Origin of the sequence: Rhizobium leguminosarum (assembly GCF_001679785.1) — a bacterium.
GTDB lineage: Bacteria > Pseudomonadota > Alphaproteobacteria > Rhizobiales > Rhizobiaceae > Rhizobium > Rhizobium leguminosarum_R.
Map to the genome: position 1 here is coordinate 383,368 of NZ_CP016286.1, position 13,810 is coordinate 397,177.

At 62.4% G+C, this 13,810-nt stretch carries 16 protein-coding genes; 9 read left to right on the top strand and 7 right to left on the bottom strand.

What is annotated here, in order from left to right; translation table 11 throughout:
- Positions 1 to 52 precede the first annotated feature (52 nt).
- The gene (gene betI, locus BA011_RS02090; protein ID WP_065279268.1) at positions 53 to 640 is read right to left on the bottom strand and encodes a transcriptional regulator BetI; all 588 of its coding nucleotides are present in this window, start codon (positions 638 to 640) and stop codon (positions 53 to 55) included.
- Between the two features lie 139 nt (positions 641 to 779).
- Between betI and BA011_RS02095 the strand changes: the two genes are divergently transcribed.
- From BA011_RS02095 to BA011_RS02110, 4 genes are all read left to right on the top strand, one after another.
- Entirely contained in the window at positions 780 to 1,328 is a 549-nt protein-coding gene (locus tag BA011_RS02095) for an HdeD family acid-resistance protein (RefSeq protein ID WP_065279269.1), read from the top strand.
- Positions 1,329 to 1,546: 218 nt separating this feature from the next.
- Positions 1,547 to 1,786 carry a ribbon-helix-helix domain-containing protein gene (locus BA011_RS02100; protein WP_017959525.1) on the top strand — a complete coding sequence of 80 codons (240 nt, stop codon included), beginning with the start codon at positions 1,547 to 1,549 and terminating at the stop codon, positions 1,784 to 1,786.
- 113 nt (positions 1,787 to 1,899) lie between these two features.
- On the top strand, positions 1,900 to 3,777 hold the full coding sequence (locus BA011_RS02105; RefSeq protein WP_065279270.1) for a GGDEF domain-containing protein: 1,878 nt from the start codon (positions 1,900 to 1,902) through the stop codon (positions 3,775 to 3,777).
- Positions 3,778 to 3,855: 78 nt separating this feature from the next.
- Complete coding sequence (locus BA011_RS02110; RefSeq protein ID WP_065279271.1) at positions 3,856 to 4,854, top strand: NAD(P)H-quinone oxidoreductase; 999 nt, start codon at positions 3,856 to 3,858, stop codon at positions 4,852 to 4,854.
- A 93-nt stretch (positions 4,855 to 4,947) separates the two neighbouring features.
- Here the strand turns inward: BA011_RS02110 and BA011_RS02115 are convergent, their stop codons facing one another.
- The gene (locus tag BA011_RS02115) at positions 4,948 to 6,387 is read right to left on the bottom strand and encodes an MFS transporter (RefSeq protein ID WP_065279272.1); all 1,440 of its coding nucleotides are present in this window, start codon (positions 6,385 to 6,387) and stop codon (positions 4,948 to 4,950) included.
- A 101-nt stretch (positions 6,388 to 6,488) separates the two neighbouring features.
- Here BA011_RS02115 and BA011_RS02120 point away from each other — a divergent pair, with 101 nt between their 5' ends.
- Entirely contained in the window at positions 6,489 to 7,112 is a 624-nt protein-coding gene (locus tag BA011_RS02120) for a helix-turn-helix transcriptional regulator (protein WP_065282376.1), read from the top strand.
- Positions 7,113 to 7,132: 20 nt separating this feature from the next.
- Here the strand turns inward: BA011_RS02120 and BA011_RS02125 are convergent, their stop codons facing one another.
- Both BA011_RS02125 and BA011_RS02130 read right to left on the bottom strand, forming a co-directional pair.
- Positions 7,133 to 8,344, bottom strand: coding sequence for an MFS transporter (locus BA011_RS02125; protein ID WP_065279273.1), 1,212 nt, complete (start codon positions 8,342 to 8,344; stop codon positions 7,133 to 7,135).
- A 144-nt stretch (positions 8,345 to 8,488) separates the two neighbouring features.
- Positions 8,489 to 8,710 (bottom strand): hypothetical protein, encoded by a 222-nt coding sequence (locus BA011_RS02130; protein ID WP_237352554.1) that lies wholly within the window; start codon positions 8,708 to 8,710, stop codon positions 8,489 to 8,491.
- Positions 8,711 to 9,118: 408 nt separating this feature from the next.
- Here BA011_RS02130 and BA011_RS02135 point away from each other — a divergent pair, with 408 nt between their 5' ends.
- Complete coding sequence (locus BA011_RS02135; RefSeq protein WP_065282378.1) at positions 9,119 to 10,126, top strand: asparaginase; 1,008 nt, start codon at positions 9,119 to 9,121, stop codon at positions 10,124 to 10,126.
- Between the two features lie 129 nt (positions 10,127 to 10,255).
- The gene (locus BA011_RS02140) at positions 10,256 to 10,996 is read left to right on the top strand and encodes a hypothetical protein (RefSeq protein ID WP_065279274.1); all 741 of its coding nucleotides are present in this window, start codon (positions 10,256 to 10,258) and stop codon (positions 10,994 to 10,996) included.
- On the opposite strand, the gene BA011_RS02145 is transcribed toward BA011_RS02140, so the two are convergent.
- Positions 10,971 to 11,726: a DeoR/GlpR family DNA-binding transcription regulator gene (locus tag BA011_RS02145; protein ID WP_065279275.1), complete on the bottom strand. Its 756-nt coding sequence runs from the start codon at positions 11,724 to 11,726 to the stop codon at positions 10,971 to 10,973. The genes BA011_RS02140 and BA011_RS02145 overlap by 26 nt on opposite strands.
- Positions 11,727 to 11,869: 143 nt before the next feature.
- Here BA011_RS02145 and BA011_RS02150 point away from each other — a divergent pair, with 143 nt between their 5' ends.
- Both BA011_RS02150 and BA011_RS02155 read left to right on the top strand, forming a co-directional pair.
- Positions 11,870 to 12,226 (top strand): hypothetical protein, encoded by a 357-nt coding sequence (locus BA011_RS02150; protein ID WP_003546432.1) that lies wholly within the window; start codon positions 11,870 to 11,872, stop codon positions 12,224 to 12,226.
- Positions 12,227 to 12,590: 364 nt separating this feature from the next.
- Positions 12,591 to 13,211, top strand: a complete 621-nt coding sequence (locus BA011_RS02155; RefSeq protein ID WP_065279276.1) for a glutathione S-transferase family protein — start codon at positions 12,591 to 12,593, stop codon at positions 13,209 to 13,211.
- On the opposite strand, the gene BA011_RS02160 is transcribed toward BA011_RS02155, so the two are convergent.
- Entirely contained in the window at positions 13,196 to 13,561 is a 366-nt protein-coding gene (locus BA011_RS02160; RefSeq protein ID WP_065279277.1) for an MmcQ/YjbR family DNA-binding protein, read from the bottom strand. The two genes, BA011_RS02155 and BA011_RS02160, sit on opposite strands and share 16 nt — an antisense overlap.
- A 38-nt stretch (positions 13,562 to 13,599) precedes the next feature.
- Positions 13,600 to 13,800 (bottom strand): hypothetical protein, encoded by a 201-nt coding sequence (locus BA011_RS02165; protein WP_065279278.1) that lies wholly within the window; start codon positions 13,798 to 13,800, stop codon positions 13,600 to 13,602.
- Positions 13,801 to 13,810: the final 10 nt, after the last annotated feature.

Below are 13,810 nucleotides of genomic sequence, written 5' to 3' on the forward strand. Positions count from 1 at the left end.
TTGGGCGCACTGGATTCCTGTGACAAGCACAGGAATGAGGGAGCGGATATGATCATCGTCCAAATCCTCGCAACTGCGTCGTCAGATAATCTTCCGTCAGCGCGATCGAGGCTTCAATGCCGATCGGCGCGGATTTCAGACTTTGCCTGATATACAGCCCGTCGATCATCGCCGCAGCGCCTTCGGCGATGCGTTCTACGGCGTCATCTGGCAACAGCACTCTCAGATTGGCCAGCAGATTGGAGCGCAGCCGCCGCGCATAGATCACCAGGAAGCGCCGCGTCTCTTCCGAGCGCTGCGCTTCGGCGTAAAAGGCAAGCCAGGCGGCAATCGTCTCCGGCGCGAACTGATCGGCGTGGAAGCTGACGCGGATGACGGCCGAAAGCCGGGCGCGCGGCGTCCTGGCGGCCTTGAGTGCCGCCACCGTATCGCTGCGCAACTGTCGGAGAAGCGAGCGGATCGTTTCGATCAGCAATTGCTCCTTGCTGCCGAAATAGTGATGCGCCAGGGCCGGCGACACGCCCGCCTGCCGGGCGATGTCGGACATGGTGACGGCAAGCGAGCCGTGATCGCCGATCACCCGCAGCGCCGCATCGACAAGCGCCTTGCGGCGCACCGGCTCCATTCCGACCTTCGGCAACAGACCACTCCTTTGAAGTCAGCGGCAGGTTATTTTTGATTGACTGATCAATCAATAAAAATCTTTACCGATTTGCTCGAACGCAGATCTTTCCCTCCCGAATTGCTGCAGCATATTCGAACCTGTCAGGAGGTGCGTCATGGCCGATGTCTTCGAGGGAACGCCGACATCTTCGCTGCAGTCGAAATGGATCTGGTTTGCCGGCCTCGGCGTGCTGCTGCTCGTCTGCGGTCTGATCGCGCTCGGCAATCTGATGCTCGCCACCGTCGTCTCGGTCTATTATGTCGGCATGCTCATGCTGTTCGGCGGCGTGATCTATCTCGTCCATGCCTTCCAGGTGCGCGGCTGGGATCACGTGCTGTTCTGGATACTGAGTGGCCTGCTTTATGTGCTTGCCGGCATCTGCGCCTTCGTCAATCCGATCCTGACTTCGGCGGCGCTGACGCTGTTTCTGTCGCTGGCACTCGTCGTCGCCGGCGTCTTCCGCACCTGGGTCGGCATGCGCATGAAGCCCACCAAGGGCTGGCGCTGGATCGTCGCAAGCGGCGTCATCACCGCCCTTGCGGGTTTCGTCATCGCGCTCGGCTGGCCGGTGAATAGCTTGTGGATACTTGGCCTGTTCCTGGCCGCCGATCTTATCGTCCAGGGTTCGACGATGATTGCCTTCGGTCTTGGCATCCGCAGTTGAAACTGATGCCGCTGACCGTTCTTTTTTGACAAGGCCCGTTCTTTTTTGACAAGACTATGACAGGGGATTAGACTTAAGGGGTTACGGGCCAATCCCAGCACACGGATGGTCCGATGTGCGAATGCACCAAGGCACCGGCGAGATCGCCGAGAATGCTGAAAATGGTCATGCGTCCCCCAGAGGCAGGGTTCTGCCTGATCAGAAAAGGGAGGAAGTTCATGCCGATGGTCACCGTTTCCATCTCTCCGCAACAGGCAGCGGGCATCCGCGCCGCCGTCGATAATGGCGGTTATGCCTCGAGCAGCGAGGTCGTCCGCGAGGCGCTCCGTCTTTGGGATAGCACCCGCAAGCTCAATGAGTTCCGGGACGATATTCTTGACGACGGCACTCCATCCGGCGGCAGATGCGTCGCCGACATGTTCGCCGATCACGAGGCGGAGCGCCGTCGCTCGGCCTGAACAAGCATTTGATTGCATTGGAAAAATTGAATAAACGCGGAGCGCGTGGGACACCCTTGCGCGTTTCATAAAACTTTCACATTGGCGAAAGACTTCATTGATCCTTCTGCGGCATGTTCCTGGCGAAAAAGAACAAGTCACAGTGGAGATCAACCCCAATGAAGACCGGCCACGTGAAGACTGGGGTGTCCTTGGCTGCCACCGTCGCGCCGGATGTCCTGCGCCGCTACGCCAGCGATCAGATCGTAACCCTTGCCAAGCTTGTGGTCGAGAATGCCTTCCAGCCGATCGTCGAGGCCGGCACCGGCACGGTTTTCGGCTACGAATCCCTGATGCGCGGCCAGGATCGCATCGGCTACGAGACGCCGGTCGACATCCTCGACGAGGCTCACCAGGCCGGCCAGCTGCTGCAGCTCGAACAGATGGTCGCGAGCCGCGCCCTTGCCAAATTCGCGACGCTGTCGAATTTCTCCACCTCGACGCTGTTCCTCAATCTTGATGTGCGGCTCATTCCACATGGCGAAAGCCTGGTCGAGACCCTGCTGCAACACTTGCGCAAGGCCAATATTCCGCCATCCTCCGTCTGCTTCGAATTCTCCGAACGTTTCGATAATACCAGCGTGCCGGAATTTTCCGGCCTGGTTTCCAGGCTGCGCAAGGCCGGTTTCAAGCTGGCGATCGACGATTTCGGCGTCGGTCACGGCGAGATGAAGCTGCTCTGCGATTATGCCGTCGATTATCTCAAAATCGACCGCCATTTCGTCGCCGAGATCGATCGCAGCCCGCGCAAGCGCCATCTGTTGAAGAGCATCGTCAACATCGCCCATGTGCTCGGCACGCGCGTCATCGCCGAAGGCATCGAGACCGAGGCCGAATTCATCGCCTGCCGCGAATATGGCGTCGACCTCGTCCAGGGCTGGTTCATCTCCCGCCCGACGACGCATATATCGGAGCTGGCGCCGTCCTTTCCGCATCTGCAGGAGCTCGGCAAGAGCAAGCGGGGCAGCCAGTCGCTCGACGAAATCCTCATCCGCAAGCAGATCGAGCTGCTGCCGACGGTCTACGAGAACGACAGCATCGACAGCGTCTTCGAACTCTTCCGCCGCAATCCGCGCCAGGCCTACTTTCCCGTCCTCAACGCCAACGACGAGCCGCGTGGCATCATTCACGAGCATCATCTCAAGGAATATATCTACCAGCCCTTCGGCCGCGATCTCTTAAAGAACAAGATGTATGAGCGCAGCATCTCGCATTTCGTCGAGATGGCGCCGATCGTCGGCCTCGACAGCGACGCCGAGCAGTTGATGGTGATCTTCGCCAATATGGAAGGCAGCAACTGCCTGATCCTGACCGACAATATGCGCTATGCCGGCGTCGTCTCCGCCGCCTCGCTGATCAAGGTCATCAACGAGAAACAGCTGAAGACCGCGCAGGACCAGAACCCGCTGACCGGCCTGCCGGGCAATCGCGCCATTCGCGATTTCATGCGCCAGTCCGGCCGCGACGGCGATGAGCTCCGCCACTTCTGCTATTGCGACTTCGACAATTTCAAGCCGTTCAACGATGCCTATGGCTTCCATCTCGGCGACCACGCGATCTCGCTGTTTGCCGCGCTGATGCGCCGCTATTTCTTCGCCGAGCGGCATTTCCTCGGCCATGTCGGCGGCGACGATTTTTTCATCGGCGTCGTCGGCTGGAACAAGGAAGAGCTGACGGAAATCCTCGACCGGTTGATCAGCGATTTTCATGACGATGTGCGGGATTTCTATTCCGATGAAGACCGTGCCGCCGGCCGTATCCTCGGTCACGACCGCACCGGCGCCGAAGCTTTGTTCCCGCTGATGCGCTGCTCGATCGGCGTCATCGAACTGCCACAAGGCCTCGTCGTCGACGATATCAACCGCGTCAGCGCCGAAATCGCCATCATCAAGTCGGCCGCCAAGGACAGCGAGGAAGGTCTCGTCTTCCATTTGCTGGGCGAGGCGAATTGACGCCTTTGCCACATCGTGCCTTCCCAAGCCTGCGGGGCTGATTTATTCCGGTTGCTTTCGATTAGGGAGGAGCCGGTCATGCCTTTGCCTCAGGATATGCGTTTCGTCGATCTGCCGTCCTTCGGCGGACCGGAGGTGATGGCGATTGGCAGGCGTCCGCTTCCTGTGCCCGGCGACGGAGAGGTCCTGGTGCGCGCCGAGGCGATCGGTGTCAACCGCCCCGATATAGCCCAGCGCCTGGGCAGCTATCCCCCGCCTAAGGATGCGAGCCCGATCCTCGGCCTGGAATTGTCGGGCGAAATCGTTGCCGTCGGCTCGGGCGTCAGCGGCCATGCCGTCGGCGACAAAGTCTGCGGCCTCGCCAATGGTGGCGCCTACGCCGAATATTGCCTGCTGCCGGCAGGCCAGATCCTGCCCTTTCCCAAGGGCTATGACGCGGTGAAGGCGGCAGCTTTGCCTGAGACCTTCTTCACCGTCTGGGCCAATCTCTTCCAGATGGCCGGGTTGACGGAAGGCGAGACGGTGCTGATCCATGGCGGTTCAAGCGGCATCGGCACGACGGCGATCCAGCTCGCCCGCGCCTTCGGCGCCGAGGTCTACGCGACGGCGGGCTCGAAGGAGAAATGCGAGGCCTGCGAGAGGCTCGGCGCCAAGCGCGCGATCAACTACAGGACCGAGGATTTCGCCGAGGTGATCAAGGCCGAGACCGGCCATGGCGTCGATATCATCCTCGATATGATCGGCGCCTCCTATTTCGAGCGCAACATCGCCTCGCTGGCAAGGGATGGCTGCCTGTCGATCATCGCCTTCCTCGGCGGCGCTGTCACCGAAAAGGTCAATCTCTCGCCGATCATGGTCAAGCGCCTGACGGTCACCGGCTCCACCATGCGGCCGCGCACGGCGGAAGAAAAACGCGCCATCCGCGACGACCTGCTCTCCGAGGTCTGGCCGCTGCTGGAAGCCGGCACCGTCGCCCCGGTCATCCACAAGCTCTTTGCCTTCGAAGAGGTCGTCGAAGCCCACCGGCTGCTGGAAGAGGGCAGCCATGTCGGCAAGGTCATGCTGCGCGTCGGCTAGAGCAATTCCAGCAAAAGTGTGCAGCGGTTTTGCCAGGCAAAGCGCGAAGCGCTTTTGCCGGGAATTCCGCCAAAACAAAGAGATAGAGCGTCCTTAGCGCGTCCCGTCGGACGCGCGGCGCTCTAGCGTTAGCGAGATGCCGACGGCGAGAACACCGGGCAGCGCCATCAGCAGATAGAGCCAGTGCGCCGCCGACAGCGCGCCTGATATGCCGCCGGGATGAACGAGGCCGGCGCCATTGGCGATGACGCCGGCAAAGGCGGCCCCGAACGCCCCGCCGAGCGAACTCATTGTCGGGATCGCGGCAGAAGCCTTGTCCTTCTCGTTGTCGGCGACGAGCCTCAAAACCATGGCGACCAGATGCGCCCAGCCGAGACCGATACCGAAGCCCATCATGAACATGCCGATCGCCGCCGGCACGATGAGGAGCATATGCCCCTCGGGATTGTCCTTGGCGAGGAAGACGGCGAGGCAAGCAGTCGCCGCCGCCTCGATGAGGGCGCCAATGACGATTGCCCAATAGGCTCGGCCGCCGGCCCACGAGCCGTTGAGGAAGGCCGCGAAGGTCCAGCCGAGGGCGACGAGCGCTACGAGATAACCCGAGACGATCGCCGGCACCCCATGCAAGGTTTGCAGGAAATAGGGAATGAAGATGTCGCTGACGAGAACGACGGTCATGGCGAGCATCGCCAGGTAGACCCGTGAAATCGGTTGGGAAAGGCTGACGGCGCCGGAGGGCAGCAGCCGGTTCGGGCTTCGGCCCTCGATGAAGAGCATGCCGGCGACAGCGACGACCGAAGCCGCGATCAGCGCGACCTTCGTGGCTGTCGCCTCGATCGCGCCGGCCGCACTCACCATCAGCACGGCGGCAAGCAGCAGCCCGATCTGCGCAACCGGGGTTTTTGCCTGCTCGCGGTCGTCATCGACGTCGGGCAACAGCCGCGGCGCCAGGAACGCCATCAGCAGGCCGAGCGGCACGAGCACGACGAAAGCATAGCGCCAGGCGTGGCCCGCAGAAAAGAAGCTGCCGAGTGTCGGCCCGATGACGGTCGAGACCCCCCAGATTGCCGCATAGAGCGTCGAGGCCTTCGGCCACAGCGGCTCGGGATAAACGAAGCGAATGAAGGCATAGCCGAGTGCGGCAAGTGCGCCGGTTCCGAGACCTTGCACTGCGCGTCCGATCAGCACCACCGGCATCGACGGTGCGGCTGCGGCAATCAGGCTGCCGGCGCCGAAGACCAGTGCTGCGATCACATAGACGGATCGAAGCCCGATGCCGCGCGGCCGCATGGCGACGAAGATCGAGCCGAGCACGGCGGCGGCGACGAACAGGCTGGTGACCCAGGAAAAAAGCGCAAGGCCACCGATATCGCGCACGATCGAAGGCGCGATCGTCGCCATGATGTAACTCTCCACCGCATAAAGCGTCACGCCGCCCGCCAGCATCAAGGTTGCCGGCAGGTGCTCGGGCAGGAAGAGGCGGAAGACGGAGCTGGCGCTGGGGATGGCTGCAGTCTGGTCGATATTCGACATGGGAGGACCCCGAGATTTTTACTGGCGAAGGTTTATATTCCAAGTTATAAATTGGAAAATTACATGCCGCCTTGATTAAAACAAGACTTGACTTGGAAAATATGCGCCAGTCCCCAGCCAACCGGATCCTGATCCTGATAAAGACCGACGGCCCGCAGCTCGCCGCCGCGATCGGCGACGCGCTCGGCATATCGGGCGAGGCCGCCCGCCAACAGCTTTCGAAGATGGCGGAGGAGGGGCTGGTGGAACCGGTCGCCGTTGCCGGCGCGGGCCGCGGCCGGCCGCGTCAGCTCTGGCATCTCACAGTGAGCGGCAACCGCCAGTTCCCTGACGGCCACGCCGAGCTGACGGCAAATCTCCTCGGCACGCTCGTCGAACAGCTCGGCCCCGCAGCCCTCGACACCGTCATTTCCGCCCGCGAGACCGCGACGCTGAAGCGCTATCGGGAGGAGCTCAGCCCGGCGCATGATCTTGCCGCGCGCGTCGAGGCCCTTGCCGGCATCCGCACCCGGGAGGGTTATATGGCCGATTGCTGGCAGCAAGCGGACGGCTCCTTCATGCTGGTGGAAAATCACTGCCCGATCTGCGCCGCCGCCACCGCCTGCGCCGGCTTCTGCCGCTCCGAACTCGAAACCTTCCGCGCGGTCCTCAGTGCTAAGGTCGAACGCAGCGAACACATCCTCGCCGGCGCCCGCCGCTGCGCCTATCGCATCACGCCCGGTTGACGTCTGTAGATCGTCGCACTTCACGCGGGCTGCCGCGCCTGCCGCCTGCCGCTTTCGAGATAGAGCAGCACTCCGATCGATGCGAGACCCGCGGCCGCGCCGACGAAGGCGGTGCCGGAATAATCGGTGATCGCGGTGCCGAAGGCGAAGAGGCCGGCGCTGACGCCAACCCCAATGAACGTGTTCAGCGAGATCAGCGAGGTTCCGAGCCCCGGCCGGTCTGCGATCAGGTCCTGCAGATAGGTGATTGGCACGCTGAGGATCGCTGCCGCCCCGCAGGCATTGAAGAGGAGGAGTGCGTAGACGTGCCAGGGTGCGGAAGCAAAACCGAGCAGCAGCAGATAGACGCAATAGATCAGCGCGCCGAAGGCGAGCACATGTGCGCTTCGGAAGCGGCGCTGCGCAAAGCCCCACATCATCATGAACGGCATCTCGAGCAAGGCGGTCAAGCCGGCAATGAAGCCGACATCGACCACGGTGCCGCCGGCCGCATGGGTGATGATCAGCGGCAGGAGCATGGCGTTCAGCCGCTGCAGCCCGAACAGCATCGCCATGACGATGACCCGCGACAGCACATGCGGCACGAAAATCCGTTTCAGCGAAGCAAAGAAGCCGACTGGATCGGGGGCAGGGCCGCCGGAGCCATTTCCGGGTGCGAAGAAGAAATACAGGCAGAAGCAGGTGCAGCTTGCCAATGCCGCGATCCCATAGGCAGGTGTCATCGACGGCGAACTGACGAGATAGAGGCCGATCAACCCCGGCGCCAGCGCCCACGAGCCGGAAAAGAGCGCCCGCACCATTGCGGTGATCGCCGCCCCCTGGCCGCGGTCCATCTGGTTGGTCCTGGCGCGCAGGCTGGCGAACAGCAGCGAATAGGTGGAATTGCTCATCGGCACCAGCAACAGCGTGGAGAAGATGAAGACCGCGGGGCAATGAATGAGCGCGATCGACCCGAAGCCGAGCATGCCGGCGACGGAAAGCCCTAGCACCAGCGGCCGGCGCTCCTTCAGCCTGTCCGACCAGATGCCGAACGTCAGGCTCGTGGTAACGTTGACGATCGCCGAGAAAAACACCAGCGCCGAATAGGCGCCGTTGCTCAAGCCCAGTTCGTTGATCCCGATGATCGACTGATAGGGCGCGGTCGACGCATAGGTGAAGGCGAGCGCGACGAGGGTCACGGTTGGGATGCGGATCCTGTTGTCACGAAGGATCAAGGAAAAGGTGGATGGCATGGGGAGCGGTTCCTGATGCACCACTCTTAGTCGCATCGGACCCATCAGAGAAACGATAGTTTTCGATCGCCTCGGTCAATTTATGTGATGAATATTTGGACGATGTGATCGCGATCCGACCCCACAGCGGGCTGAGCGCCTAGCTCAGAATGTCGCGACCAAATTAGACAGCCAGAAGTCGATTTGCCCGAAGGGAAGCACCTTTCCCAAAAATCCGACCAGAGCTGACGTGCTGACGATCAGCGCTAGCCCCAGAAGTGTTCCGAGGATTATTCCAACGCTCGCCTTTGCCGGCCGGCGTGCCAGCCAAGACGCCAGACCCAAAGAGACAATCGTCAAAAATGCCAACAATATGGATTCGGTCATAGACAGGCCTGCTTGCAACAATCCCTTTGGGATGTGAACCCGACTGCACGATAGCGTCCCGATGGGTCCAAACTCAAGGCCTGGGATGGCGGAGGTTGCGGCGCGACCCGCAGGAGGCGCAATTCGGTCGACTTGGCTGTACTTGCTCCAGAGGCTCACCCCACCCTCCGTCTTCCTCGGGCTTGACCCGAGGATCTACGCCGGCCTCCACCGGCAGCGGGCATGGATCCTCGGCTCAAGGCCGAGGATGACGGAATATGCGGTGACGCCCAGCCACCGATAGAGCCGGTGCACTATCACCAGGCACCCGCGCAGCCGCCCGAGCCCCGACGTCACGTCAACCCCGTTGGCTTTCCCCGCGTGACGCGTTATGGCTGCCTCATCCCGCCAGCATCCGGACAAAAGCTCATGACCAATCCCGTCACCGTCGAAGTCACCCGCGGCCTGCTCGTCGAAAGTCGCCATCGCGGCGCGGTGGCTGTGGTCGATGGCGATGGCAAGCTTGTCTTCTCGCTGGGCGACATCGAAGCTGCGGTCTTCCCGCGCTCGTCCTGCAAGGCGATGCAGGCGCTGCCGCTGGTCGAGAGCGGTGCGGCCGATGCCTATGGCTTCGGCGACAAGGAATTGGCGCTGGCCTGCGCCTCGCATAATGGCGAGGACGAGCATGTGGCGCTTGCCGCCTCTATGCTGTCGCGCGCCGGCCGCGATATTGAAATGCTGGAATGCGGTGCCCATTGGTCGATGAACCAGAAAGTCCTGATCCATCAGGCCCGCACGCTCGATGCGCCAACCGCGCTGCACAACAATTGCTCGGGAAAACATGCCGGCTTCATCTGCGCCTGCTGCCATCAGGACATCGATCCGACGGGCTATGTCGGCTATCAGCACCCGCTGCAGGTCGAGATCCGCGCGGCGATGGAAAGCCTGACCGGCGCCGTGCTCGGCGCGGAAAGCTGCGGCACGGATGGCTGCTCGATTCCGACCTATGCCGTGCCGCTCAGGAGCCTTGCCCACGGTTTCGCCAAGATGGCGACCGGCATCGGCCTGGAACCTTTGCGCGCCAAGGCATCCCGCAGGGTGATCGAGGCTTGCATCGCCGAACCTTTCTATGTCGCGGGTTCGGGCCGCGCCTGCACCAAGCTGATGCAGATCGCCCCAGGCCGCATCTTCGTCAAGACAGGTGCTGAGGGCGTCTTCTGTGCCGCGATTCCGGAAAAGGGCATCGCCATCGCGCTCAAATGCGAGGATGGCATGACCCGCGCCGCCGAAGCCATGGTGGCCGCGACACTCGCCCGTTTCTTCGAGACGGGAGATGAGGTGCACGCGGCCCTGATGGCCTATGCCGCAACGCCGATGCGCAATTGGAACGGTATCCATGTCGGCGATATCAGGGTCACCTCCGCCTTGGCCGGGTGAGTGCGAGCTTTCATATATAAGTTATTAGAAAAATAAGAATTGCCTAATATAAAGGAGTACGTCCTGCGATCGCGGATGCACCCTTTCGCGGCGACGTGAGCACAGTCCTGGAAGCCGTGAGGGCAGGGCATGTTTGCAGGCCGCTATCTCTGGTGGATGCTGATGGGGATCGGCATCTTCATGTTCGCCGCGCTGAGCCTCGATTATATCACCTGGCTCACGATCCAGCTGTCCGGCTGCGGCGATATGGCCGGCGCCTGCGAGCCGGTTCTCCGGCTGATATCGGGCATGTTGAAACCCGCCTGCATCTGGGCTGCGATCGGCATGCTCTTCATGGCGACACTGCTCCGTCTTCACGCTCTCTCGCTCATCTGGTTCTGGGGACCGGTCGCCGCTGTCTGGTTCGTCGCCTCCACGCCGATCCTGCTCTTCCTGGCGGCGGATGCGGCGGCTCTGACGCAACCCGCTACCCTGGCGGCACTGCCCGTCGCCTTGCTGTTTCTGGCGGCTTTCGCAGCCTATCTCGTGATTGCCGTCGAGGATGGCGACAGGCTGCCGCTTGCAGCCTCCGTGCCGTTGCGCCTCACACTCCGCCTGACGGCGGTCTACGGCGCGCTTGCCGGTGCGGCCTTTATGCCGGAACTGTCGCGGATCGCCGGGACCCTGCTCGACATGCCGGCACTTTCCGTCATCATCGCGCTGGCGCAACCCTATCTGCAGACTGTGCTCACCCTTGGAACCGGCAGCATGGCGCCGGCCTATGCCGTGCTGGCGGCCTTCATCGCGGCCCTTGCCGCAAGCCTCCTGCCGCATGCTGCAGCACCACAGCCCTCTCGCAGCACCATCATGCTGCGGCGATTGCGCCGTTGAGATCGCGATAGGGTTTCAGCTTTTCCGCCGTCATCTCCACGGGCACGATCAGCCCCGCCACCTCGGAAATGCCAAGCACCGGGCAGGGCGAGACGAGGTCGAATTTCTCTTCGGTCAGCAGCACATGCGTTTCAGCCGAGCAGCGGGCGATATGCCGCTTGATCGCCGCTTCCTCGAAATCGCCGGTGGAAAGCCCGTGCACCGGATGCGCTGCAGTCACCCCGAGGAAGAAGAGGTCGGGGCGAAGCTGCGAGATCGCTGCCGCCGCTGCCGCTCCCGTTGCCACCATCGAATGTTTGTAGAGCCGTCCGCCGGTGAGGATCACCTCGGCCGTCGGATGGTGTTCGAGTTCGGCGGCGATCGTCGGGCTGTGGGTTGCAACCGTCAGCGGCATGTCGTGCGGCAAGTGCCTGGCGATCTCCGCCGTCGTCGTGCCGCCGTCGAGGAAGATCATCTGTCCGGGCTTCACCATCGCCGCCGCCGCCGCGCCAAGCCGCGCCTTGATCTGCGACGAGACGCCGCGCCGCGCGGTGAAATCAGGCAAGTCAGGCGCCAGCGGCATTGCCCCGCCATGCACCCGTTTCAGCAGCCCCTCCGCCGCCATTTCCCTGAGGTCGCGGCGGATCGTGTCCTCCGAAAGCGCGAAATCCTCGGCGACGCGCTTGGCGATCACCTGGCCGTCATGGCGCAGGATGTCGAGAATGAGGGTCTTGCGTTGCGTTGTCAGCATCGGATCTCTGCACGAAATTAAACATAATAGCCCGATATTGCACGAAATGACTCGACATTCAAGAAATATCGTGCATTTTCATGAAATCCCGTGCATGAGGCCGGGAAAGTGCTCACGCATAAAGCGGAGCGAAGGAGTGGATCATGTTGATTTTGATTGCCGGGCCTTATCGGTCCGGAACGGGCGACGACCCGGAAAAGATGGCCGCCAACCTGAAGCGGCTGGAAGCGCCTTCGCACGCGCTGTTTGAGGCCGGCCATGTGCCGATGATCGGCGAATGGGTGGCCCTGCCGATCTGGCACGCCGCCGGCGGCCGGTCGGTCGGCGACGCGCTCTACGAAGAGATCTTCCACCCGGTCGCCGGCCGGCTGCTGCAGCTCTGCGAGGGCGTGCTGCGCCTGCCCGGCGATTCCAAGGGAGCGGACAACGACGTCCGCATCGCCCGGGAACGCGGCATCCCGGTCTGGCACAGGCTGGAGGATGTGCCGGGCTGCGGCTGAGCGGATTGCTCACCCGCGCGCCTCTACATTGCCCTTCGCTTGCGCTCAGGCCATTCGCGGCTTTGCCGCTCACCCCCTCAACCGACCCTTCGGGCCACCTTCTCCCCGCTGGGGAGAAGAGGGAGCAAGCCGATTGCCCTCGTTTCAACAGACGCTTGGAAGTGAGGCGCTGCCACGAATCTCTTCTCCCCAGCGGGGAGAAGGTGCCGGCAGGCGGTTGAGGGGCTGCACGGCACACCATTCATTGCCCTTCGCTCGCGCTCAACGCACCTCACTTGTCCCGATGGACGTCAAAACCCAATCTCACCAGTTCCGACGCGCGCACCGCTGCGCTATAACCCTTGCCGAAAGGGAGTCGAAACCAATGCTGACACTCTACTACGCGCCGGGAAGCTGCGCGCTCGCAAGCCTTATTGCCCTGGAAGAATCCGGCCTGGCCTTCGTTGTCAGGAAGATTAGTCTCCGCGACGGCGAGCAGCGCTCGCCGGATTATCTGCAGATCAACCCGAAAGGCCGTGTGCCGGCACTTGTCACCGAGCGCGGCGTGCTGACGGAAACGCCGGCGATCCTGACTTATATCGCCCAGAGCGCGCCGGCCGCCAAGCTGGCGCCGCTTGACGATGCCTTCGAATTTGCCAGGCTCCAGTCCTTCAACAGCTATATCTGCTCGACCGTGCATGTGAACCATGCCCATCGCCCGCGCGGCTCGCGCTGGGCCGACGAGCCGGCGGCAATCGAGGCGATGAAGGCCAAGGTGCCTGAGAATATGGCCGATTGTTTTACGCTGATCGAGCAGACGATGTTCGAAGGCCCATGGGTGATGGGCGAGGCCTATTCGCTCGCCGATCCCTACCTCTTCGTCATGACCGACTGGCTGCCGTCGGACGGCGTCGATCCCGCCCGGTTCGAAAAGGCGAGCGACCATCACGCCCGCATGCTGCAGCGTCCCGCCGTCCAGCGGGCGCTGGCCTACGACCGGGCCTGATCCTTAAATCCGGCGGCAAGTTTTTTCGGCGCCCGGAACAGCCAGGCGCCGATCAGCCGCAGCCGCAATTCCTCGTCGCCGATCACGGCGGCGCGCACCGGCAGATGCGGCCAGCCGACATAATGATCGGTTTGAAAATAGACGTCGGGCGCCATCTCCAGCAGGTGATCCTTGTCGTCGAGCGAAATCGAGATCACGATCGTCTCTGCATTCTTCACCGCGACGAAGCCCTTGCCGCCGACCTTCAGCGCCGGATTGCCGTAGGAGGTGCTCTCCTCGACATCAGGCAGCCCGGCTTCCGCCGCCAGCCGCTTCAGGCGTTCGAAGATCGCATCGACATGACAGGCCATGGTTCCACCCTTTCTGCCAGGGCGAAGCTATCATATTTTCATGCGCATTTCGCCAGCGGCGGCTTGGCCTCCGCTTGAAAGCCAACCGGCATCCCGAGCGGCAGATCGGCGATTTCGCGCATCGACATGCGCTCGACCTCGGGATGCCGCAACGGATCGTCCTTCCAGGCTGGGGCATCGGCAATTTCCGCATTGCCCAGATGAAGGACGGGCCTCAAGAAGAACTTCAGCAACGACATGGCCTGCCTC